The organism is Bacillus sp. P4_E1 (assembly GCF_056401715.1).
The window spans coordinates 256,653-279,618 of sequence record NZ_JBFUIV010000004.1; the positions used below are offsets into that span (position 1 = coordinate 256,653).

Genomic DNA, 22,966 nt, shown 5'->3' on the forward strand with positions numbered 1-22,966 from the left:
AGCTCTCATGTCCTTATCCCAAAATAAAATTCAATTCACTTTCTCGATTAAACTATCTATATACCACAACAGGAAACACTACATATTCATAACCATTAAAATTATACTAATATATTTTTTAAATCCATATGCAATTATGCATAGCATATACACAAAAAGGATAGCTTCACTTTCGTGAAGCTATCCTTAAAAAATCTTATTACTTTTTCAAATGATATGGAACTGTCGTAATAACAACATTTCTTTTATAGAGTAAATACGCACGAATGAGTAAACTAGACTGATTATGAAGAATGTTATGCCAACCTTTTTTCGGAATAAACTGTGGTATAACGACCGTAACTCGGTAATTTGATTCACTCGCTTTATATTGCACTGTGTCAATAAATTTTGTAAGCGGCTGAATAATGCTTCTATAATGAGAATGTAATGTAACAAGCCTTACTTCAGGTTGCCACTTCTCCCATTTCTCTTCAAATTTCTTTTCCTCTTCTCTGTCAAAAGCAACATATACAGCGATAACTTGATCTGCAGAAAGAGCCTTAGCATAGTTCAATGAATTTTCTACTACATGAGTCATACCAGCTACAGGAACGACAATTACATTCCCTTCAATCGGAACAAGTGGTTCACAAGTTTTTAAACTTAATTGATCGCCCACTGCATCATAATGCTTCTTAATTCGATGGAACAAGAAGATAATGAAAGGTAAGAAAATAAGGATTGACCAAACTTGTGCGAACTTAGTTAAAAAGAACATGCTCATAACGATAAAACTAATGACTGCACCAATTAAATTAACCGTTAATCTTAAAGCCCATCCTTCAGGCTTTTCACGAAGCCATTTTAGTACCATTCCAGTTTGAGAAAGTGTAAACGGAATAAATACCCCTACTGCATATAGCGGAATCAAGTGTTCTGTTTTCCCCTGAAAAGCTACAATTAAAATAATCGAAGAAATCCCAAGTATAATAATACCGTTTGAATAACCTAGGCGGTCTCCTCTAATCGTAAACATTCTCGGTATGAACTTATCTTTTGCAAGATTAACCGCTAATAGTGGAAATGCAGAATAACCTGTGTTAGCCGCAAGAATTAATATTAAAGCTGTTGTACCTTGTATGAAATAGTACATGAAATTACGTCCAAAAGTTTGTTCAGCAATTTGTGAAACGACTGTTACTTCCTTACTTGGATTAATTCCGTAATAATAAGCTAAAAAGACAATTCCAGAAAATAAAACTGCAAGTAATGCACCCATTGCAAGCAATGTTTTCGCTGCATTGTTAGGTGCAGGATCTTTAAAGTTTGGAATTGCGTTAGATATCGCCTCAACACCCGTTAAAGCAGAGCTTCCTGAAGCAAATGCTCGTAACAGTAAGAACAAACTAATTCCTGCAACTGGCGTTCCAATTGGCGAATGCAAAGCCTGCGAAACGTGTCCCGTTAAAATATTGTATATCCCTACACCAATTAATATAAATAGTGCTAAAACGAATAAATAAACAGGATATGCTAAAACGGAAGCTGATTCCGTTACGCCTCTTAAATTTAAGATGGTAATCAATATGACAAATATAATCGCAATGATTACATTATGTGCATGTAAGCTAGGAAAAGCAGATGTGAGCGCATCTGTACCCGCAGATACACTTACTGCAACCGTTAAAATGTAATCAACTAATAAAGATCCTCCTGCTATTAAGCCTGGATTCATCCCTAAATTCTCTTTTGATACAACATATGCTCCGCCGCCATGAGGATAAGCAAAAATAATTTGTCGATAAGATAAAATAAGAGCTGTCAATAATACTAATACCCCAATTGCAATCGGAATGGAATACCAATAAGCTACCGCTCCAAGGCCTGCTAGTGCAATTAATATTTGCTCTGGTCCGTATGCGACCGATGACAATGCGTCAGAAGATAAAATGGCTAGCGCCTTTGTTTTATTAAGTTTTTGCTCTCCTAACTCAGTTGATTTTAACGGTCTTCCAATTAAAAACCTTTTGATAGATGAAACCAACGCTGTCCACTCTCCAATAATTTTGCACGAATTTTTCTGCTAATTACAGCGGATAAACTATTTCTTCAGAAAACAAAAAATGTCTACAAGCCATAACGAAATAGACTTGTAGACATTATTTTTTTTGTCGCACAAGCTCCACCTTCCTTCTCAATATAACGCTTACGAGGTTAGCTGTCGGATTCGGGCCTATGAGTAGCCCTACCTTTTTCAAGGATTCACCCCATTGGATTATGTACTAATCCATAAGAACGGGTCCCCCGCACCATGCGGCTTCAGCGATTTAGAAAATTGAAACTGTGGATTATAATACTCCTTTATTTTCAAAAAGTAAACAAAAATTTTAAAAAAGAAAAAAATTAAAACGATTGCGCATAATCCACCGAAAAATATACATAATGAATACTAAAAATCCACAAAGGAGACCCGTATGTCTAAAGAAAAGAAGCCTATTTTTTCCGATTCCTATTTAGATGCATTAGCAAATGAAATTAATCAGTTGTATGGGAAACGCGAACAAGAAATAAACTTGACAGAAAGAGTTAAAAGAAATAAATAATTTGTCATAAAAAATAAAAAAGAAAGCAATACATTTATATATTGCTTTCTTTTTTATTTTTTCATACATCCAATTCTATTGCCGATTTGTTAAAGACCATTTCTTCATACACTTTTAAATTTTGATATACTGCTCCTAATAATGGTGCTTCTTTAGAAAATTGCTCTGCTAAATCCAGTAAATATCCTTGTAAGTACTTCGCTTCAATGGACGAACCTTTTTCCATATCACGCTGCATCGATGACTTCATATCATACGAAATTTTATCAATTGTTTTCATATGTTCCTCAACAATGTTTTCCTTTACCGGAGCTCCTAATGCCCTCATGATTTGCACAGATTCTTCAAATAAGTTTTGGATAAAATCGCGTCCACCTTCGCTTTCGCGAATCGGTCCTATTGGTGCACGCATTAATGTTGTCACACCTGACATTACAGTAATAAATAAATATTTATGCCACATATCTTGCGTAATATTTTCACTTAAAACAAAACTAGATTTCGTACCTGCAAATGCTTTGGAAATATGATTGATTCTCTCTGAATCTTGAGACTTAATTTCTCCAAATACAAGTCTGTTGGCAGCACTCGTTTGTACAATTTCTCCCTGATTGTTTAATGTCGTCTCGATAAAGCATAGACCGCCAATTACTTTTTCTTCACCGAATTCCTTTTGTAATAGTGATAAATGAGCGATACCATTTAACAATGGGATTATTACAGTATTTTTACCTACAAACGGCTTTAAATCTATGGTCGCCTCGTGTAAATGATACGCTTTTGTTGAAAATAAAATCACATCAAATGGAGTCGTTCTATCTTCTTTCGTTACCAATTTCGGTTGAAATGAAAAATCTCCATTAACACTACGAATAACAAGGCCTTTTTCTTCTAATTGCTGTTTTCTTTTGCTGCGAACGAGAAATGTAACATCTTCTCCCTTTTCTACTAATCGGCCACCGAAAAATCCGCCAACGCCCCCAGCTCCTAATACTAAAATACGCATACAACATCCCCCTTTTTCTAACACAATTATACTAATTTTAGTATACATAACATTATACATGTCCCTTGTTAAATAAGCTGAATTTTCATTCTTAATCTAATGAACAAGAGAGGTTATTTTCAAGAAAAATTGGGCATGTTGTTTCTATAGCTTATACGGAAAGGAAACAATGTAAATGGAGGCAATACAAACAATCGAGGAAAAAGATGTAACAACAGCTATATTTCAATTTATATTCCCGTTTTCGTTTAAAACTGGATATGAACAAAATATGTTCCCTTTCTTACAAAAAAATGATTTTCGACCTTTTCGACTCGATCATCTTGAAGATGAAAATACATATTACGGGAAATTTCAAGTTTCACATCAAAATATGGAAGCATACTATCTTTCCTTTACAAATAAAATTCTCTTTCCTCATTCAGAACATCAAAAAGGATTACAGCGCTATTCTAAAGACCTTAATTTAAATGGACATTTAACAACTAACCTTATTTCCGTTCCATTCAAGATACATTCTATTGATGTAACACTTTGTCCTTATGAGCTTGGGTTCTTAACAATTCGGACAGAAATAAAAACCGCTCCTAACATGACATTATCAGAAGCAATTGAATTCGCGGCTCGCTTCCGTGTACTTGAAACTAAAAGTGATACGACTGAGACTATTTGTATTGAATGTGATGGAAAAAAATATTCACAAGTAGAAAAACTTATATTCGGTGATTTATTTCATGGTTTAACAGACTTCTTTGAGAACAAGAGATTGCGGAGTTCTTATTTTCAAACATTCCCTTTCTTTGAAGACCAGCGAATGTATGTACAAACTCTATTATCCATAAACAAAGAGTCAGACCTTCATATAATCGATGTATATCGAACTTCCAGTCTTTCCGGATTATCAGATGATGGTAAGCCATATATTAGTGCAAATAATGTTCCTTATATTCACGATTATTTAACAAAACATTCTTATCAAAGATGGGCTCCTAACCGTTACTTTATTATGGAAGAACATATTTTCACATGTATTACAAATGAAGGTGAACAAGCAGTCACTAAACTTGCTAGTCAAATGTACGGGGAGTTTTATTACGCTTTATTATTAAATTTATTTCATAAAGTTGTTTTATTAAAGATGGCAAACGCTTATGCTGAACTAAATATTGAACAAGATACAAATGAGATAGAGAAATTAATTTATTCAATAAATTCGTTTACAGCTAATTATTTTTCTTTAGAATTAGTATCCCAATCACAAAGTGAAGATATTTTCTTTCGTCTAAGAAAACTTTTTAACATTGAAGTACTGTACACGAACGCGAAACAAAATCTCGATAGTTTATTTAAATATCAAGAAAATGTTGCTTCAAAAAAAGATAGCCTCTTATTATTAATTTTAACGCTCTATTCTGTTGTAGGCCAAATGTTAGGGTTTACTATGATTGACCTTTTAAGAAACACCGATTCAAACAAAATATCATCGCCTTTTGAATTTTTCGCTCTATTAATAGCGATTAGCGGTATAGTCATTTCACTTATTTTAGGTATACAAAGTTTATACCAATGGAGTGTACAACATAAAAGAAGAAAAGCATGGGTAAAACAAACTGTATTATCTGCTGTGAAAGAGAAGGATAGTACAAAGTAACTAAAAAACAGATGGCAGCACGATGCTACCATCTGTTTTCTATTATGCTTACTTACCTGCTTCGATTTTTTCTAATGTAGCAGCTACTTGCTCTTCTGTTAATTCGTGTTGCACGATATAACGATTACGTGGGTGTACACGACATTCATGAGAACATGCACGTAAATGTTTTGCTTCACTTTCTTCAGAACATAAAATTTTCTTGTTACATTCAGGGTTTGCACAGTTTACATAGCGCTCACAAGGTTCACCTGTAAAGTGATCTTTACCAACGATAACATGTTCTTTTTGGTTTACTGGTACAGCGATACGCTCATCAAATACGTAACATTGACCATCCCAAAGTTCACCTTGTACTTCTGGATCTTTTCCGTACGTTACAATTCCGCCATGAAGCTGGCTTACATCTTCATAACCTTCACGAACTAACCAACCTGAGAATTTCTCACAACGAATTCCACCTGTACAGTACGTTAAAATCTTTTTACCCTCAAGTGTTTCTTTATTTTCTCTAATCCAATCTGGTAATTCACGGAATGATTCAATATCTGGTTTAATCGCACCTTTGAAGTGTCCTAAATCAAATTCATAATCATTTCGTGCATCAATGATAACTGTATCTTCTTGTTTCATTGCCTCATAAAAATCTTTTGGTTCTAAATACTTCCCAGTAATTTCTTTCGGGTTAATGTCGTCTTCTAGACGAAGTGTAACTAACTCTGAACGAGGACGTACGTGCATTTTCTTGAATGCATGTTCATCTGCCTCATCAATTTTAAATACGATTCCAGCAAAACGTGGATCATTATTCATCGCTTCCACGTATTTTTCTGTTTGCTCAACAGTTCCAGAACAAGTTCCGTTAATTCCTTCAGTCGCTACAAGAATTCTTCCTTTTAACTCAAGTGATTTACAAAATTCTAAATGCTGTTCAGCAAATTCTTCTGGATTTTCAATTGTTGTGTACATGTAATACAGTAATACTCTATATGGTTTTGTAGTTGCCAATGTATTTCTACCACCTATCTAAATTTTAAAATCATGTATAAGTTAACGTTCATATCAAAACATATATAATAAGAAAATACATACTAAATTGTACTTAGCCTATTTTCTTCTATTTACAATTTTTTCTATAAGTTAACAGAAATAAAAACAAGATTACAGAACAAAACACTACGGTTAGGTTGTAATCCCAATATATTATATATCATACAATTTCATTTCCATCAATTAATATGCTGTAATATAGGCTGTATGTTCACATAAATTTCAAAAACAACCCTATAATTTATTATCTTCTCCCTTAGTCAGCAACCATAAACTCCCAAAATATTTTTGCATCGTCACACCATTCATTGCACACAGTCATATAATTTGCATTAAGGAAACTTTTATGTTCAAATGAAATTGCCACATCATATATCTAAACGTATTGAAATAACGAGTAAGAATAAAGTGAAACTTTAATCAAGTTAAGATTTCAAAGGGGAATACTACTATGAATAAAGATATAACAAAAGATGAACAAGTCCCTTCTCAAAGTACAACAGTTCAATCAGCCCATTTAGCGTTAAGTGGACAAACAAAAGGCTTTAAAAGACTGTTACCATTCTTAGGACCTGCTTTTATCGCATCAGTTGCTTATATTGATCCTGGGAACTTCGCTACAAATATCGCAGCTGGATCACAATATGGGTATTTATTGCTTTGGGTAATACTCGCTTCTAATTTAATGGCTGTATTAATTCAAACTTTATCAGCTAAATTAGGAATCGCTACTGGGAGAAATCTTCCTGAAGTAGCTCGCGAAAACTTCCCCAAACCAGTTTCCATCGGTTTATGGATACAAGGGGAACTCGTTATTATGGCTACAGATTTAGCTGAATTTATCGGGGCAGCACTTGGCTTATACTTACTATTTGGAATTCCGATGTTACCAGCTGCTTTAATTACAGCAGTTGGATCATTTATTATTCTTGAATTTCAACGCAGAGGCTTTCGTCCATTAGAAGCTATCATAACAGGTATGATTTTTATCGTTGTTATCGCTTTTGGTATCCAAGTCTTTTACGCAAAACCGGAATTAAGCCCTCTACTCTCAGGACTTTTCACTCCAAAATTCCAAGGTGTAGATAGCATCCTTTTAGCAGCTGGAATTTTAGGTGCGACAGTAATGCCGCACGCGATATATTTACATTCGGCCTTAACGCAGCGCCGTGTAGTCGGAACAAATGATGAACAAAAGAAAAAGATTTTCCGCTTCGAATTCATCGATATTATTATTGCAATGGTTATCGCTGGAGCAATTAATGCAAGTATGTTAATTGTAGCAGCTGCACTATTCTTTAAAAACGGCTTGCACGTTGAAGACCTTGATGTTGCTTTTAACCAGTTCAGTAATTTAGTCGGTCCTGTATCGGCTGCATTATTTGGGATTGGACTTTTATCAGCAGGTTTATCTAGTTCTTCTGTTGGTACGATGTCTGGTGATATTATTATGCAAGGATTCATTCGAATGCATATTCCGTTATACTTACGCCGATTTATAACAATGATTCCGCCTCTCGTTATTATCGCTTTAGGTGTAAATCCAACTTACGCTCTCGTTATGAGTCAAGTTGTCTTATCTTTCGGTATTGCCTTTGCATTAGTACCACTTATTATGTTTACAAGTAATAAGAAGATTATGGGTGCACTCGTCAACCATCGCATTACAACATTTATCGCGTGGTTAATCGCTGCACTTATTATCGTTTTAAATATTTTCTTACTGTATCAAACATTTGTAGGGTAATGAAGAAGGGTATTCCAAATTTGATTTGGAATACCCTTTTTGTATGAAATGATTTCCTTCTACTTACCACTTATGTTTTTCAGTTCGAAAATAAAGTGGCAAGCCTTCCGTGAAAAACATACTCACCTTGGATGGATCCTGCCTTTGATGATGGATATGTAAATGTGGTTCACTTGAACTTCCTGAGTTACCGACTTGTGTAAGAAACAAAAATACCCCCGATTCATCTAGTCGTAAATAAATATGATTAACAGCCATAGATTCAAAATCATCCTTACCCCTTGAATAATCTTTATTTTCAGATTAGATTATATAATAACAACACATTCTAGTTTCAGAAGAAATGGAGTGAAAGCATGTTTCCTATATTAAAAACCAACCGACTCATTTTACGAGAACTTACCGACGAAGATGCACCGAGTATACTACAATGCTTTTCTAATACTGATGTCCTGCGCCATTATGGCCAAAAACCATTGCAAAATTTGGATCAAGTAAAACAAATCCTTACTAATTTTAAATTGGGGTACAACGCAAGAGGCGGCATTAAATGGGGAATCGAATTAAAAGACAAGAAAGGGCTCATTGGAACAATTGGTTTTCATGATTGGTCTTCCGAACATAAACGAGCAAATATAAGTTATGCCTTTTTGCCTGAACACTGGGGAAATGGATATGCGACTGAAGCGGTTTCTGAAGTTATATCATACGGTTTCCACACACTTCATTTAAAACGTATCGGAGCAATTGTCTTTCTTGAAAATGAGGCTTCAAATAAAGTGCTATTAAAATTAGGTTTTGAAAAAGAAGGAGTTCTAAAAAACTATATGTATCAAGATGATATCCCCTATGATACGAATTTTTATTCTTTATTAAAATCCGTTTAATAGATATAATTCCAAAAAAAGAAACCTCACTTTTAAAAGTAAGGTTTCTTTTTTGATTAATAGTTTTACTTATTATCGATATAAGCATTCTTATAAGTATAAACGCCACCAAATTGATGCTTTTCAATTCCTTTTACATAATCCTTTTGTACATAAGCGGAACCAATATGATAAAGCGGTGCTACCGCAGCATCCTCTAATATGACCTGCTCAGCTCCTCGCAACGCTTCCCATCTTTTCTTTTGATCTAGTATAAGATCATTTTTAGCTTTTTTTATTAGCTCATCGTAATGAGGATTAGAATAATTCATTTTATTATTTGGATTACTTGTCGTAAATAGCTCTAAATAACTAATTGGATCTTTATAATCTGGTCCCCAATTTACCATAGATATATCGTAATCACCTGTTTGTTCTAATTGTAACTTTTGCTTAAATGGCTGTTGTTTAATTTGTATCGTTAATCCATGCAAATTCTTCTCTAAGTCACCTTTTATATATTCCGCCATACGTTTTGCGTTATCTTGTTCAAACGTTAAAAACTCGAGTTTTATTTGTTCTACTCCAAGTTCTTTTTTCGCTTCTTCCCAAATCTTTTTCGCTTTTTGTAAGTCGTATGGAGAAATATCTCCGTTTTCTTTTCTAAAATCTTTGCCAGTCGCTTCATTTATATGACCAACTGGTACAAGTCCACTTGCAGGTTTTGCCCCGTTATTAATAAAGTGAGCTACAAAATCTTCTTTATTTAACGCTAATGAGATAGACTGACGCACTTTCTTATTTGCTAACGCATTATTTTTTTCATTAAAACGGAGCATTGCAATTCCAGGATCGCTCGACATATGCAATTGCTTATTCCCTTTATACTTGTCTACAAATTGAGAATTAATTGGTACTCGATCCAAATCGCCAGCTTCATATAAATTTACTGCTGTCATTGTATCCTTCACAATTTGAAAGTTTATTTCTTCTAATTTCACTTTCTTTTTATCCCAATATGTATCATTTTTCTTTAATTGAAATTCTTGTTCATGCTTCCACTTCTCTAATACAAATGGACCGTTATATATGAGATTACTAGGTTCCAATGCATAATTCTTTCCTTGTTCTTTTAAAAATGATTCGTGCTGTGGTAAGTATATAGGTAACGCTAACAACTGTAAAAAATACGGAATTGGCTGTTCTAGTTCAACTTCTAACTTATAATCATTTATGACTTTAACCCCAAGTTCATCAAGAGGCATTGTTCCCTTATTTATTTCTTTCGCATTTTTTAAATAAAAGAGCATGTATGCATATTGAGATGCCGTTTCAGGGTTAACTGCACGTCTCCACGCAAACATAAAATCATTGGCTGTTACACTGTCTCCATTTGACCATTTTGCATCTTTACGCAAATCAAATGTATATTTTTTACCATCTTCACTTCTTTCAAACGATTTTGCTACTGCTGGAATAGGCTGATCTTGATCATCTAATACATACAACCCTTCAAATATGTTTTGCATAACGTGCGCTGACGTACCATCCATCGTTTTCGCAGTATCAAGAGAAGGAATTTCTTCTGATACCGTTACATTTAATACTTGTTTTTTTGCCTCTGTGTCACTTTTATTCGCTTTATTATTACAAGCTGTTAATAATAAAGTTGTAACAAGTGCCATTACCATTAAATGGCTCTTTTTTCGCTTCATGAGTTGTTCTCCTTAAAAATATAATATTGTAAAACGTTATATATTATAGCAGAAATACTAACAGAAAGATGCGACATTTTTTTGAATATTTATTCGTTCAAGAAAAAAGCTATCCTTTTAAAAGAGGATAGCTTTCTCAACTGATATATAAATACCTATCTTTGTAAACCTCGTTTATAACGACTTGCTTCGAATATAATACGCTCTTCATCTAATGTTTTACATTCACCATTCCAAACGACACGTTTACCATTAATAATTACATCGCTTATATCTTTTCCACTAGCTGCATACACAAGATGTGATAACACTTCATCTGCCGGTTGTAAATGTGGCTTATTAGATGGATCAATCGTAATAAAATCAGCACACTTACCAACCTCAAGTGATCCCGTTTGTTTCATACCAATTACTTCAGCTGCTCCTTTCGTCGCAAGTGAAAGAGCTGTTTCAACTGGTAATGCTGTTGCATCTTGATGAATACCTTTTTGTAATAAAGTCGCTATACGCATTTCTTCAAACATATCTAAATTGTTGTTAGACGCCACACTATCTGTTGCAATTCCTACTTTTATTCCTGCTTCTAGCATCGCTTTTACATTCGCTATACCAGAACCTAGTTTTAAATTACTATTTGGATTATGAGCTACTCGAACATCATGTTCTGCTAAAAATGCACGCTCATTTTCATTTAATACTACACCGTGCGCAATAACTGTTGGGCGTTTAAACAATCCGCAACTTGCTGCATATTCTACTGGACGCTTCCCATACTGTGCTTCAATATCACGTACTTCACGCTCTGTTTCAGAAAGATGAATATGAACCATCGTTTGATTTTCTACTGCAATACGAGCACACTCTTCTAACAGTTCTGTGGAACATGTATATGGACTATGCGGTGCAACCATCGTAGTTAACATACCACTTTCGTTATAGTAACGCTTCACATATTTCTCAGCTTCTTCAATTGCTTTCTTTTCATCGTCTTTCGTTCCGAAGCTAAATAAAGTTCTTGAAACAGCAGCACGCATTCCACTCCTTGATACCGTTTCCATAATTGCATCTTGGTCTACTCCAATAGGATTAAACATATCAGAGAATGATGTTGTACCACTTTTCACCATTTCAAGTAATCCTAATTCCGTGCTAGCGACCGCAAGCTCTGGCGTAAACTGACTTTCAAGTGGCCAAATTCTCGTCTCAAGCCATGGCTGCAATAACATATCATCTCCGATACCTCTCAAAAGGCTCATAACAACATGTGTATGTGTATTGACAAGCCCTGGTAAAACCCACTTTCCTTTCATGTCAATTACTTCATCTACTTCAAAATCGTTAGCGAATTCTCCGCTATTTACATCTATAATTTGATCATTTTCTACAATGATATATCCATTTTCTATCACTTCATTTTGTTCATTCATCGTTGCAATTGTAGCGTTTACATAAGTTGTTTTCAAAAGTATTTCCCCTTTCAACTCTATGAAGTTCCCTTTAATTAGTTACCACCATTATAGTAACTTATTGAAGATTAAGAGTCAAAAGATAATTTTAATTTTTTCGTTGTCTTTTCCTTCAAAATGCTATATTGTTTTTCATTTGTATCTGCAAATGCTTCTTCACGGCTCGACTTCATGTCCATATAGTTTAATGTTTCATGAAATTGGGTCCTAGTAAAATCATACCTTTTCCCATCTACTTTATTGTAGAAATGCCATACTTCACCTATCTTCGTCTTTATTATCTCTCCCCCGCACAATTCTTGGACAATAAGGGCCGTTACACCACATTGTCCCTTTGCTGGGCTTTCGCTCGTCCACTTAGAACTCGTTTCTATTGACCAAGATTTTCTTAATGCTTCATATAGTTGTTTAATCTTTATGCTATCCATATTCAGCATCTCCTGACATTAGCAATTTCACACATCATATTATAAAAGCGGTAAAAGGCAATTTTTAAAAATCATTACTATTTGTAACACCGTTCAATATATTGAACGGTGTTACAAATGATTTAATTCACCTTTGCTCCATAACATCTCGCAACTGCAACCGCCTGCGCTATATCTAATTTCACGTTTTTTAAATCAAAAGCTTTAAAATCAACTCTATCAACTACAGCTCCTCTTAAATCCGCCCCACTAAGTTTCACCTTACCTAATTGTGCGCCCGTTAAATCCGCTTCACGCAAATCTGCTTTTTCTAAATTACATTCATATAGGTCAGCTTCAATTAAACGAATACCCTTTAACATTTGTTTACTTAAGTTTGCAAACCTTAAATTCGTATATGACCAATCGCCTGATATAATTGTTATTCCGTCTAAATTCGCCTCTTCGAAATCCGAACCAGTCATTTTACATTCTTCAAACTTAGATACAAATAAATTCGCACCAAAAAACCTACAATTAGCAAACGTAGTTCCTTGATGGATAGAAGCATTAAAAAGAGTACCAGTAAAATCACATTCTATGAAATTACAATTTTTAGTAAAAACTTCTGATGCATCTATCCCTCTAAAACGGCATTTTATAAAGGTACAATTTTTCAATTCCTCGTCTTTTATCCAGACATCTTGAAAATCTATTTCTACATATTCTTTATTTACAAATTCACTCATAATCAATCCTCCAATTTTTCAAAAAACCTCACTTCAGCATGAAGTGAGGTTTCTTCTTATACAATATGCTCATCTAACCATGAAATCAAATCTTGAAATACATCTTCTCTATTCACTTCATGGAACATTTCATGTCTACCATTTTCATATAAACGAAGTGTTACATCTTTCACACCACATTTTTTATAGTTTTCGTATACTTCTTTTACACCTTTCCCCATATCCCCAACAGGATCACGATCACCAGAGAATATATGTATTGGAAGATTTTTTGGTGTCTTCTTGTATTCTTCTATTTTATTTACTTCTAGAACTCCATGAAACAATTCTCGGTAAAAACTAGTCGTGCAAATGAATCCACATAACGGATCCGCAATATAATTATCAACTTGATGAATATCTGAAGATAACCAATCAAATTTCGTACGATTTGGCTTAAAGTGTGAGTTGAAGTTTCCGAAAGATAAGAAGTTCAGCATCGGACTTTTCGTTTTCTTTCCGCGAAGTTTCATCTCAATTGTCGCTACTTTATGACCGATACTTCCTAAAAGCCCTGGATTTCCACCAGTTCCTGAAATAAGGAATCCATCATATAATTCACCTTTAAGTTGTACAGCACGTCTTGATAAAAAAGAACCCATACTATGTCCAAGTAAAAATAACGGGCATGTCTGCTCTTCTTTTATCATTTCCGAAACAAAGATAACATCAGACACAGCCTGATTCCAACCTACATTTGGTTCAAAATGACCATAGTCTTCTTCCCTTTTCACTGTTTTTCCATGCCCTTTATGATCATGAGCATAAACACCATATCCTGCTTCTAATAAAGCATCAATAAATTCTGTATAAACACCTGCATGTTCTGTCATACCATGTGCAATTTGAACAATTCCCCGCGGATTTCCTTCTGGTAACCATTTACGCAAGTAAATTTCCGATTTATCCAATGCCGTAACGAAATTTTCCTGTATGCTCATTCCGACAGCCTCCAAATCTATTATGTATATCTTTTTTTATAATGAATAAACATTCATTATTCTTATTATGTATTATATGCAATTGCTTTCATTATGACAAATGATCTATTTTTCCGATTACATATTAAACTATTATCTTGACGAATTTAAAATAAAATTATATAGTTACTTACATAAAGTAATTAATATATTTTTAGGAGGTTTTAATCATGATGCCCTCACTATTTTTAGCACATGGATCACCTATGCTTGCTATTCAAGATACAGACTATACACGCTTTTTAAAGACACTTGGAGAAACATATAAACCGAAAGCTATTGTTATTTTTACCGCTCACTGGGAAAGTGAAGTATTAACGATCTCCTCTTCAGATGAAGTATATGAAACAATTTATGACTTTGGAGGTTTTCCTCCTGAGTTATACGAAATCAAATATCATGCGAAAGGCTCTTCTAGCATTGCGTCTATGCTAGAAACAAAATTTAAAAACAAAGGCATTCCAGTCCATCATAATATGACGAGAGGTTTAGATCATGGCTCATGGACACTCCTGCATCGTATGTACCCAGAAGCCAATATTCCTGTCGTACAAATATCAGTAAATCCATTCCTTCCTGCAAAAGAACAATTTGAAATTGGAGAAGCACTAAAAGGACTTGGACAAGAAGATATTTTAGTAATCGGCAGCGGAGTTACTGTTCATAATTTACGAGCATTAAAATGGAATGAAACAACTCCGGAACAATGGGCGATTGAATTTGATGATTGGATTATAAATCATATGCATACTAGCGATAAAGATGCATTGTTTAACTGGGAAAGAAATGCTCCTCATGCACAATTAGCTGTACCAAGAGCGGAACATTTTGTTCCTCTATTTATCGCGATGGGTAGTGGTGAGAACGACGGTACGGTCATTCACCGTAGCTACGAGCTTGGTACATTAAGTTATCTTTGCCTTCAATTTTAATGAAAAAGGATGAAGCAATATTGCTTCATCCTTTTTCTGTTTTTCATTCACATAGTTAACTAACTTCCAAATGTCGTTTCTCTGATACCTCTTCGTTCTTACTATGAAAATAAACCCAAATGCACGCAATAAATAATAGTGATGATGTAGAGAAGAAAACATATTGGAAGCCTGCATGAGCTGCAATTTGTCCACCAAGTACTGGCCCAATCATATTTCCTAAAAACTGAAATGATTGATTATATCCAAATATTCGTCCCGTTACATGGGTTGGCGTATGTTGTTTTAGTAGAGTTTGTACGGAAGGTAATAGTCCTGCTTGTGCAATACCTAATAAAAAGCGAAGAATTAATAGTTGCCAAGCTGAGGTTACAAATGCTTGCGGAATAAAAATAATTCCTGCAGCAAACAACGCTACAACTAACGTTTTTTGAGGTCCAATATGATCTGATAATCTTCCTAGCTTAGGAGCTGCTAAAATAACTGCTAATCCTGTCGCAGACATGACTGCACCTGCAAGCATTTCAATATGATCTGTTCCTGGTCCTGCCAAATGCTTTACATACAACGTAATAATAGGTTGAATCGACATATTTGCAAGCTGAATAATAAACGTTGCTACAAATAAACTTATTATTAAATGTTTTGCAGGGACCATCGTCCATACTTTCTTCGGCTGTGCCTTTTTTTCTTTAGCAGAATGTTTCTCCTCATGTAAGAAGAAAAAGACGATAAGAAAGGAAAGGAATAAGAAAGCTCCTGTAACTAGAAAAACATGGCGCATTCCAATTAACTCTGACAAATAACCTCCGAGTATCGGCCCAAGTAATGAACCGCTCACGCCTCCAGTTGAAATTGTAGAAATTGCCCAACCTGAATGTTCTTGCGGAGTTTCTGCAGCAATAAGTGTCATCGCTGTAGAAAGGAAACCTGATACCGATCCCATTAAAAACCGAAGTGCGACTAATTGATACACATCTGTCACAAACCCCATAAGCGTCATAATTATCGCCATACCAAGGCTAGCACGTATAAGCATCAATTTCCGTCCATGTATATCACCGAGCTTTCCCCATATCGGTGATACGATCGCACCCATTAAAAATGTTACACCAAATGCAAGTCCCGACCACTGTGCAATACTAGAAGTGCCAGTCACTCCTAATTCCTCAATATAAAAAGATAAAAAAGGAATTACTAAACTCATACCGGCTGCAGTGGTAAAACAACCTAGCCAACAAATCATTAAATTTCGTTTCCAGCTGGCCATTTTCACACCTTCTTTCATTAGATACCCATTCTACACCGTTTCCTGGAAAAAGTTTAGTAATTTGATTTATACATAATAAAACTCTATCCCTTTGCATTCTTTGCAAAGGGATAGAGTTAATTATCTCCTATGGGTATTAAACGTGCATTACAGCACCTCTCATAAAACTCAATCGGACCTGCTTGTCCTATAATTGCATAATCATATCCGCTTTTCTTCATGTTATATAAACAATGATTCAATAACGTCTTCCCAACACCGTTCACACGATTATGTTTCGCTGTACCCATCGGGCCAAACAACCCTTTTTTTCCTCTCACAACATCGTAACAAGCGAAACCAATGATTGCTCCTTCCTGCTCAGCAATAAAAATAGGTAACTCCTCTTTATATGTCCGAAATCCATAATCTAAAGATTTTAACCAACGTTCACCAAATTCATCCTTAACAAAACGTGCCAACTTTTCAAAATCAGAAAAGACAGCTCTTCTAACATTAAAATTATTATAAATAGGATTAAATCTTTTTAAATCAACGGTTAAGTCTCTTGACTCAGATGTAATACTCAACAGCTCTTTTTGCACGTTTTTACTTATAACCTTTTCAATAACTGTATCAACTTGAAACAGTGCATATAAAACATGCCCTTCATTTATTAATACTTGCTGAAAACGGTCCATCCGTTTCTTTGCTACTTGTAAAACTTCTATCGTCTTATTTGAAACTTTAAACTCCCCAACATTTATGTATTCTATTTCATTTGCATAATATTGTTGGAGCAATGATATTTTTGCTAAAAAATCCATACCCACCGTGTGAAATAAATACATATGTAACTCCGCGCAAACTCCATTACCTTCCTTACAAGCTCCTATAAATAGATGCATAGGATGAATAATACCTTTATTACACTCAACCTCTCGCGTTGCAATCTCCAATATTTTATGTGCACGTTTTGTAAATTGAAATTCCTCCATATACATCCCTTCCCCCTAATAACTTGATATCAAGCCGTAAATATATATAATTGAAACAATTATTCCAACTACTAATATCCCTGGAAGTAAATTTGCTACTTTAATTTTAATGAATCCAAGTAAGTTTAATCCAATTGCAAAAATCATAATACCACCAGTTGCTGTCATTTCAACTATAAATTGATTCATTAATTTCTCTGGTACAAAACTATTAATTTGTGTTGCAAAAACTGCAATACCTCCCTCATATAAAATCACTGGAATTGCTGAAAATACCACTCCAATTCCTAGAGTTGTCGTTAATATAATAGAAATGAATCCATCGATAATCGCCTTTGTAAATAAAATATCATGATTTCCGCGAATCCCACTGTCCAATGCACCAAGTATCCCCATCGCTCCGATTGCAAAAATAAGCGTGGCTGTTACAAAGCCTTCTGATATGCTCCCTTTCCCTTTCGATCCAACTTTATTTTCTAGCCAATCCCCTAACAGTTTTAACCTTTCTTCTAATTGTAGCCATTCTCCGATTACCGTACCAATAACTAAACTTAGTATGACAACAAGAAAATTTTCACTTTTTAATGCCATTTGAAGTCCAAGTACAGTAACCGCTAAACCAATTGCATGCATAATTGTTCCCTTCATACTTTCTGGAATCACACTAAATAATTTACCAAGTAAAGTACCAAATATAATACAAATCCCATTTACAACTGCTCCTAATATAACCATTTCTCATTCTTCACCCTTCGAATTCTTTATTTCTATATTTTGGTTTATACATTGATTTACAGGTTACCTATATGTTAACGTAATATTGTGAATATTAACAAACGTTTTTCACTACATAACCCGCTATTTTTTTGTAACTATACAAAGATCGATTGCCTTTAGTAGATTCATTATTAATCTAATTGCGGGATAAACTCAAAAGGGAAGGTATTTATGAAAACTTTACTAAAACGATTTCTGTTAATAGCCTTTTTCATTACACCAATTGTTTTATTAATCAACTACTCTTTTATTTCAAAAGCGAAAGACAAACCTGATATGCAAAACAAATCTAGTAAAACAGCTTCAAAAAGCGAAAAGAAAACCGAAGACCCTGAAATCACACTCACCTTCTCTGGTGATACAATGTTCGATTGGCAATTACGTCCCGTAATCGAAAAAAATGGGGCTGATTATCCATTCCAACACGTAAAAGAAGAAATAACGAAAGCTGATATTTCTTTTGTTAATTTAGAGTCAGCATTTACAACGAGAGAAAAAAGAGTACCTGGGCAACAATTTTGGATTAAAAGTGATCCATCCACTCTACAAGCCATTAAAAACACCGGATATGACATCGTGAACATTGGCAATAACCATACGCTTGATTATGGGCAAGATGGACTACTAGACACCATTTCTCACGTCGAAAAATTAAAACTACCTTACACTGGAGCCGGAAAAAATGCTGAAGATGCTTATACTGCTCGTGAACTAACTGTAAAAGGAAAAAAGTTTAAATTTCTTTCCTTTGTACGCTTTATGCCCAACTTTAATTGGGTAGCTGGTGACAATAAACCCGGCGTTGCAAACGGATATGACCTAAATCTTGTAACAAAAACGATTCAAGAGCAAAAGAAAGATGCTGATTATGTAATCGTCTATATGCATTGGGGCGTCGAAAAATCTAATCGTCCAATAGAATACCAGAAACAATATGTTCCAAAAATGGTAGAGGCGGGTGCTGATGCAATCGTTGGAAGTCACCCGCATTGGTTACAAGGATTTGAGTATTACAATAAAGTTCCTATCGCATACTCGTTAGGAAACTTTTTATTCCCGAATTATGTAAATGGAAAGAGTGCCGAAACAGGCGTATTAACTTTAACCTTTAAAGGTAAGGATGTCCAAATGTCATTCAATCCTTACATCATTCGCAACAACCAAGTTTCTCCTGTAAATGAAGAAGAAAAGAAAAAAGCACTGCAATATTTACAAACGGTTTCAACTGATGTAGAAATTGATGATACTGGGAAAATAATAAACAAACGCAACTAAACAGCACGAAATTCATTTCTCTGTAACATACATTACGGGATAGGTGATGAATATGCTGAAAAACTTATTAGAAAATATAAGTCTGTTAGAAAACGTGTATAAAATATCTATAGCGATCCTGCTTTTATGTTCATTTTTTTCTGTTAGACTTCTAAGAAAAATAAAGCGAGAGAGAAAACTTACTCCCTTTGAATTTACAATGTATGTAATCATTCGTATTGCAATACTTTTTTGGTTAACTAGCTTTATCCTTCTTGAATATGGAGCGTATTTCGTTTAACTTTCAAAGAATAAAAAAGATAGAACAAGCAGGATTTCCCTCCTGTATCTATCTTTTTTATTTCAAGTAGAATTGTATGTTAACTCTTTTCTTTTATTAAATAAGTAAATCAAACAGCACAGGATTTTTATTAAGCTCCACGAATTGAATGTTATTTTCTTGAAAACGAGTAATTAAAGCTTCATAGTCTTCCTTATGCTTTAATTCTACCCCCACTAAAGCTGGACCATTTTCTTTATTATGTTTCTTAATATACTCAAAGCGAGTAATATCATCTTCCGGTCCTAATCCTTTATCAAGAAACTCTCGTAGTGCTCCTGAACGTTGCGGAAATTCAATGATGAAATAGTGCTTTAATCCTTCATGAATAAGGGATCGTTCTTTCATTTCTTGCATTCTATCAATATCATTATTTCCACCACTTAACGTGCATACAACTGTTTTTCCCTTTATTTCATCTCTGTATAGATCAAGTGCCGCAATAGAAAGCGCACCAGCTGGCTCTGCTACAATCGCATTTTTCTTATACAGTTCTAAAATCGTTGTACAAACCTTTCCCTCCGGTACTAAAACAATGTCATCAATTACATCTTTACACGTTTCAAATGTTAACTTTCCTACCTTCTTAACTGCTGCACCATCAACAAAACTATCAATCTTATCTAATGCAACATTTTCATTTTGAAGAAAAGCTTCTTTCATAGATGCAGCTCCCATCGGTTCTACACCGATTACCTTTGTAGTAGGACTAACCCCCTTTACATATGTACCAATACCAGATGCTAATCCACCACCGCCAATTGCTGTAAATATATAATCAACTGGTTTCTCCATATCATGCATAATTTCAACAGCGACTGTTCCTTGACCAGCAACGACATACGGATCATCAAACGGATGTACAAATGTCATCCTATTTTCTACACAATAGCGCTGCGCCTCTTGGAAAGAACTATCAAATGTATCACCAACTAATACAATGTCTGCGAAATCACCACCGAAAAATTCAACTTGTGATACTTTTTGCTTAGGTGTCGTTGTCGGCATGAAAATTTTTGACGGAATCTTCAATAAATTACACGTATAAGCAACTCCTTGTGCATGATTACCAGCACTTGCACAAACAACACCATTTTGTAACTTTTCTTTCGGTAAACTTTGAATTAAATTATACGCACCACGAATTTTGAAAGAACGAATAACTTGTAAATCTTCTCGCTTAACATATACGTCACATTCATATTTCTCAGATAAAACTGAATCTCGTTGTAACGGTGTTTTAATAACGATATCTTTCATGCAATTATGAGCCATTAAGATATCTTCAATTTTCACTCTCTCCTTTACATTTTGCACCATTTTATATCATCCTTATCTCTTTTTATATTGGCTCAATCAAAATTCGGGATTTTCAGAACTGCACCTGTATTCGCCGATGTTACCATTTGTGCATAACGTCCAAGCCACCCAGTTTTCACTTTTGGTTCTGGTCGTTTCCACCCTTTTTTACGCTTCTCTAATTCCTCATCACTAACTCTCACTTCTAACAAGCGTTCCTCAACATCAATACATACAATATCTCCTTGTTCAAGAAGTGCAATCGTTCCGCCAGCTGCTGCTTCTGGTGAAATGTGCCCTACCGAAATACCACGTGAAGCACCAGAGAAGCGACCATCAGTTAAAAGTGCAACATCTGCTCCTAATCCCATACCAGCAATTGCTGATGTTGGTGCTAACATTTCCGGCATACCAGGTCCGCCTCTTGGTCCTTCATAGCGAATAACAACTACATCTCCTTTCTTAACTTTCCCAAGCATAATGCCGGCAAGCGCCTCATCTTGTGAATTAAAAATAACGCAAGGTCCTTCAAATCGTTTTACTTCTGTTGCTCCGCTTTTAATAACCGCTCCGTCTTTCGCAAGGTTTCCTTTTAATATACGTAATCCTCCTTCTTCACTATGAGGATTTTCTAGAGAATGAATAACTTCCTTATCTTGAATCTCTGCATGAGCAATGTTTTCTCTTAATGTTTGCCCAGTAGCAGTTATACGATCAAGGTGAAGTACCCCTTCTTTTCGGCTCATCTCTTTCAAAATTGCACTAATCCCGCCTGCGCGATCGATATCTTCCATATGCCAATTAGAAGCTGGACTTACTTTACATAAATGCGGTACACGCCTTGAAACTGCATCAATGCGGTTCATATCGTAATCTAACCCCGCCTCTTGTGCTAGTGCTAACGTGTGTAATACTGTATTCGTTGATCCACCCATCGCCATATCAAGTGCAAACGCATCATCAATTGCTTCTTCTGTTACAATGTCGCGTGGTTTAATATCTCTTTCAATTAAAATTTTTAATTTTTCTGCTGCTTGTTTAATTAACTCCTCACGTCTTGGATCAATCGCTAAAATACTCCCGTTACCAGGAAGAGCTAAACCTAACACTTCACATAAACAGTTCATAGAGTTCGCTGTAAACATACCGGAACAAGAACCACAAGATGGACAGCCATGATCTTCAATATCCTTTAATTCTTCTTCTGAAATTTTCCCAGATTGATAGGCTCCTACCCCTTCAAAAACAGAACTTAAATCGACAACTTCCCCTTTAGATGTTTTCCCCGCTGCCATCGGACCACCTGAAACGAAAACAGTTGGAATGTTTATTCGAAGTGCAGCCATCATCATACCTGGTGTAATTTTGTCACAGTTTGGAATACAAATCATTCCATCAAACCAGTGTGCATTTACAACCGTTTCTACTGAATCTGCAATGATTTCACGACTCGGAAGCGAATAACGCATACCGATATGACCCATCGCAATACCGTCATCTACTCCAATTGTATTAAATTCAAATGGCACCATGCCTGCCGCACGAACGGCTTCTTTAACAAGTTTCCCAAACTCGTTCAAGTGCTTATGCCCTGGAATAATTTCAATAAAAGAATTACAAATCGCAATAAACGGTTTATCAAAATCCTCATCTTTCAAACCAGTTGCTTTTAATAAACTACGATGCGGAGCTTTATCAAAACCTTTTTTAATCATGTCACTTCTCATCTTGTCAAATCCCTTCTTACACATTTTTTCTCTTACTTAATCTATTTTTTAAAATAAAAACTCTCACCTCAGCAATCAACTACTACTTAATAGTAGCTTTGATTGCTGAGGCGAGAGTTTCGCGTTACC

General features: G+C 35.0%; 20 protein-coding genes, 1 pseudogene and 1 riboswitch. Of the genes and pseudogenes, 7 read left to right on the plus strand and 14 right to left on the minus strand.

What is annotated here, in order from left to right:
• Positions 1–199 precede the first annotated feature (199 nt).
• Positions 200–2,026, minus strand: coding sequence for an APC family permease (locus AC1DS7_RS07650; RefSeq protein ID WP_002141290.1), 1,827 nt, complete (start codon positions 2,024–2,026; stop codon positions 200–202).
• A 144-nt stretch (positions 2,027–2,170) separates the two neighbouring features.
• Positions 2,171–2,317, minus strand: a riboswitch (cyclic di-AMP (ydaO/yuaA leader).
• Between the two features lie 139 nt (positions 2,318–2,456).
• Here AC1DS7_RS07650 and AC1DS7_RS07655 point away from each other — a divergent pair.
• On the plus strand, positions 2,457–2,585 hold the full coding sequence (locus AC1DS7_RS07655; RefSeq protein ID WP_000031870.1) for a hypothetical protein: 129 nt from the start codon (positions 2,457–2,459) through the stop codon (positions 2,583–2,585).
• A 61-nt stretch (positions 2,586–2,646) separates the two neighbouring features.
• Here the strand turns inward: AC1DS7_RS07655 and panE are convergent, their stop codons facing one another.
• On the minus strand, positions 2,647–3,591 hold the full coding sequence (panE, locus tag AC1DS7_RS07660) for a 2-dehydropantoate 2-reductase (RefSeq protein WP_002141289.1): 945 nt from the start codon (positions 3,589–3,591) through the stop codon (positions 2,647–2,649).
• 175 nt (positions 3,592–3,766) lie between these two features.
• Here panE and AC1DS7_RS07665 point away from each other — a divergent pair, with 175 nt between their 5' ends.
• On the plus strand, positions 3,767–5,242 hold the full coding sequence (locus tag AC1DS7_RS07665; RefSeq protein WP_016103142.1) for a hypothetical protein: 1,476 nt from the start codon (positions 3,767–3,769) through the stop codon (positions 5,240–5,242).
• Positions 5,243–5,290: 48 nt separating this feature from the next.
• Here AC1DS7_RS07665 and trhO read toward each other — a convergent pair whose 3' ends face one another.
• Positions 5,291–6,250 carry an oxygen-dependent tRNA uridine(34) hydroxylase TrhO gene (trhO, locus tag AC1DS7_RS07670; RefSeq protein WP_002086277.1) on the minus strand — a complete coding sequence of 320 codons (960 nt, stop codon included), beginning with the start codon at positions 6,248–6,250 and terminating at the stop codon, positions 5,291–5,293.
• 493 nt (positions 6,251–6,743) lie between these two features.
• Here trhO and AC1DS7_RS07675 point away from each other — a divergent pair, with 493 nt between their 5' ends.
• Positions 6,744–8,039: an Nramp family divalent metal transporter gene (locus AC1DS7_RS07675; protein ID WP_001030684.1), complete on the plus strand. Its 1,296-nt coding sequence runs from the start codon at positions 6,744–6,746 to the stop codon at positions 8,037–8,039.
• A 63-nt stretch (positions 8,040–8,102) separates the two neighbouring features.
• On the opposite strand, the pseudogene AC1DS7_RS07680 reads toward AC1DS7_RS07675, so the two are convergent.
• Positions 8,103–8,342, minus strand: a pseudogene (locus AC1DS7_RS07680) (M23 family metallopeptidase); the annotation flags it as partial.
• A gap of 53 nt (positions 8,343–8,395) precedes the next feature.
• On the opposite strand from AC1DS7_RS07680, the gene AC1DS7_RS07685 reads away from it, so the two are divergent.
• A complete protein-coding gene (locus AC1DS7_RS07685; protein ID WP_002086278.1) occupies positions 8,396–8,926 on the plus strand; it encodes a GNAT family N-acetyltransferase in 531 nt (176 codons plus the stop codon).
• A 65-nt stretch (positions 8,927–8,991) separates the two neighbouring features.
• Here AC1DS7_RS07685 and AC1DS7_RS07690 read toward each other — a convergent pair whose 3' ends face one another.
• From AC1DS7_RS07690 to AC1DS7_RS07710, 5 genes are all read right to left on the minus strand, one after another.
• Positions 8,992–10,620 carry a peptide ABC transporter substrate-binding protein gene (locus AC1DS7_RS07690; RefSeq protein ID WP_215588939.1) on the minus strand — a complete coding sequence of 543 codons (1,629 nt, stop codon included), beginning with the start codon at positions 10,618–10,620 and terminating at the stop codon, positions 8,992–8,994.
• A gap of 155 nt (positions 10,621–10,775) precedes the next feature.
• Positions 10,776–12,101 carry a bifunctional S-methyl-5'-thioadenosine deaminase/S-adenosylhomocysteine deaminase gene (locus AC1DS7_RS07695; RefSeq protein WP_012260737.1) on the minus strand — a complete coding sequence of 442 codons (1,326 nt, stop codon included), beginning with the start codon at positions 12,099–12,101 and terminating at the stop codon, positions 10,776–10,778.
• A 53-nt stretch (positions 12,102–12,154) separates the two neighbouring features.
• The gene (locus AC1DS7_RS07700; RefSeq protein WP_002031187.1) at positions 12,155–12,514 is read right to left on the minus strand and encodes a YunG family protein; all 360 of its coding nucleotides are present in this window, start codon (positions 12,512–12,514) and stop codon (positions 12,155–12,157) included.
• Between the two features lie 122 nt (positions 12,515–12,636).
• The gene (locus AC1DS7_RS07705) at positions 12,637–13,242 is read right to left on the minus strand and encodes a pentapeptide repeat-containing protein (RefSeq protein ID WP_002031189.1); all 606 of its coding nucleotides are present in this window, start codon (positions 13,240–13,242) and stop codon (positions 12,637–12,639) included.
• Positions 13,243–13,298: 56 nt separating this feature from the next.
• Positions 13,299–14,222 (minus strand): alpha/beta fold hydrolase, encoded by a 924-nt coding sequence (locus AC1DS7_RS07710; protein WP_002189191.1) that lies wholly within the window; start codon positions 14,220–14,222, stop codon positions 13,299–13,301.
• Positions 14,223–14,431: 209 nt separating this feature from the next.
• On the opposite strand from AC1DS7_RS07710, the gene AC1DS7_RS07715 reads away from it, so the two are divergent.
• Positions 14,432–15,193, plus strand: coding sequence for a DODA-type extradiol aromatic ring-opening family dioxygenase (locus AC1DS7_RS07715; protein WP_002012144.1), 762 nt, complete (start codon positions 14,432–14,434; stop codon positions 15,191–15,193).
• A gap of 55 nt (positions 15,194–15,248) precedes the next feature.
• Here the strand turns inward: AC1DS7_RS07715 and AC1DS7_RS07720 are convergent, their stop codons facing one another.
• From AC1DS7_RS07720 to AC1DS7_RS07730, 3 genes are all read right to left on the minus strand, one after another.
• Positions 15,249–16,463: a multidrug efflux MFS transporter gene (locus tag AC1DS7_RS07720; protein WP_002086285.1), complete on the minus strand. Its 1,215-nt coding sequence runs from the start codon at positions 16,461–16,463 to the stop codon at positions 15,249–15,251.
• A gap of 116 nt (positions 16,464–16,579) precedes the next feature.
• A complete protein-coding gene (locus AC1DS7_RS07725) occupies positions 16,580–17,440 on the minus strand; it encodes a GNAT family N-acetyltransferase (protein WP_149190359.1) in 861 nt (286 codons plus the stop codon).
• Positions 17,441–17,455: 15 nt separating this feature from the next.
• Positions 17,456–18,175 carry a DUF554 domain-containing protein gene (locus AC1DS7_RS07730; RefSeq protein ID WP_215588938.1) on the minus strand — a complete coding sequence of 240 codons (720 nt, stop codon included), beginning with the start codon at positions 18,173–18,175 and terminating at the stop codon, positions 17,456–17,458.
• A 213-nt stretch (positions 18,176–18,388) separates the two neighbouring features.
• Here AC1DS7_RS07730 and AC1DS7_RS07735 point away from each other — a divergent pair, with 213 nt between their 5' ends.
• The gene (locus AC1DS7_RS07735) at positions 18,389–19,492 is read left to right on the plus strand and encodes a CapA family protein (RefSeq protein ID WP_215588937.1); all 1,104 of its coding nucleotides are present in this window, start codon (positions 18,389–18,391) and stop codon (positions 19,490–19,492) included.
• Positions 19,493–19,544: 52 nt separating this feature from the next.
• The gene (locus AC1DS7_RS07740) at positions 19,545–19,772 is read left to right on the plus strand and encodes a hypothetical protein (protein ID WP_012260734.1); all 228 of its coding nucleotides are present in this window, start codon (positions 19,545–19,547) and stop codon (positions 19,770–19,772) included.
• Positions 19,773–19,868: 96 nt separating this feature from the next.
• On the opposite strand, the gene ilvA is transcribed toward AC1DS7_RS07740, so the two are convergent.
• Both ilvA and ilvD read right to left on the minus strand, forming a co-directional pair.
• Positions 19,869–21,131: a threonine ammonia-lyase IlvA gene (gene ilvA, locus AC1DS7_RS07745; protein WP_098778987.1), complete on the minus strand. Its 1,263-nt coding sequence runs from the start codon at positions 21,129–21,131 to the stop codon at positions 19,869–19,871.
• Between the two features lie 32 nt (positions 21,132–21,163).
• The gene (gene ilvD / locus AC1DS7_RS07750) at positions 21,164–22,837 is read right to left on the minus strand and encodes a dihydroxy-acid dehydratase (RefSeq protein WP_002012150.1); all 1,674 of its coding nucleotides are present in this window, start codon (positions 22,835–22,837) and stop codon (positions 21,164–21,166) included.
• Positions 22,838–22,966 lie beyond the last annotated feature (129 nt).

Excerpts from the sequence above, each read along its gene's own strand:
- AC1DS7_RS07655 (WP_000031870.1), top strand. The coding sequence starts at position 2,457 with ATGTCTAAAGAAAAGAAGCCTATTTTTTCCGATTCCTATTTAGATGCA.
- panE (WP_002141289.1), bottom strand. The coding sequence starts at position 3,591 with ATGCGTATTTTAGTATTAGGAGCTGGGGGCGTTGGCGGATTTTTCGGT.
- AC1DS7_RS07665 (WP_016103142.1), top strand. The coding sequence starts at position 3,767 with ATGGAGGCAATACAAACAATCGAGGAAAAAGATGTAACAACAGCTATA.
- AC1DS7_RS07675 (WP_001030684.1), top strand. The coding sequence starts at position 6,744 with ATGAATAAAGATATAACAAAAGATGAACAAGTCCCTTCTCAAAGTACA.
- AC1DS7_RS07685 (WP_002086278.1), top strand. The coding sequence starts at position 8,396 with ATGTTTCCTATATTAAAAACCAACCGACTCATTTTACGAGAACTTACC.
- AC1DS7_RS07690 (WP_215588939.1), bottom strand. The coding sequence starts at position 10,620 with ATGAAGCGAAAAAAGAGCCATTTAATGGTAATGGCACTTGTTACAACT.
- AC1DS7_RS07700 (WP_002031187.1), bottom strand. The coding sequence starts at position 12,514 with ATGGATAGCATAAAGATTAAACAACTATATGAAGCATTAAGAAAATCT.
- AC1DS7_RS07705 (WP_002031189.1), bottom strand. The coding sequence starts at position 13,242 with ATGAGTGAATTTGTAAATAAAGAATATGTAGAAATAGATTTTCAAGAT.
- AC1DS7_RS07710 (WP_002189191.1), bottom strand. The coding sequence starts at position 14,222 with ATGAGCATACAGGAAAATTTCGTTACGGCATTGGATAAATCGGAAATT.
- AC1DS7_RS07715 (WP_002012144.1), top strand. The coding sequence starts at position 14,432 with ATGATGCCCTCACTATTTTTAGCACATGGATCACCTATGCTTGCTATT.
- AC1DS7_RS07720 (WP_002086285.1), bottom strand. The coding sequence starts at position 16,463 with ATGGCCAGCTGGAAACGAAATTTAATGATTTGTTGGCTAGGTTGTTTT.
- AC1DS7_RS07725 (WP_149190359.1), bottom strand. The coding sequence starts at position 17,440 with ATGGAGGAATTTCAATTTACAAAACGTGCACATAAAATATTGGAGATT.
- AC1DS7_RS07730 (WP_215588938.1), bottom strand. The coding sequence starts at position 18,175 with ATGGTTATATTAGGAGCAGTTGTAAATGGGATTTGTATTATATTTGGT.
- AC1DS7_RS07735 (WP_215588937.1), top strand. The coding sequence starts at position 18,389 with ATGAAAACTTTACTAAAACGATTTCTGTTAATAGCCTTTTTCATTACA.
- AC1DS7_RS07740 (WP_012260734.1), top strand. The coding sequence starts at position 19,545 with ATGCTGAAAAACTTATTAGAAAATATAAGTCTGTTAGAAAACGTGTAT.
- ilvA (WP_098778987.1), bottom strand. The coding sequence starts at position 21,131 with ATGGTGCAAAATGTAAAGGAGAGAGTGAAAATTGAAGATATCTTAATG.
- ilvD (WP_002012150.1), bottom strand. The coding sequence starts at position 22,837 with ATGAGAAGTGACATGATTAAAAAAGGTTTTGATAAAGCTCCGCATCGT.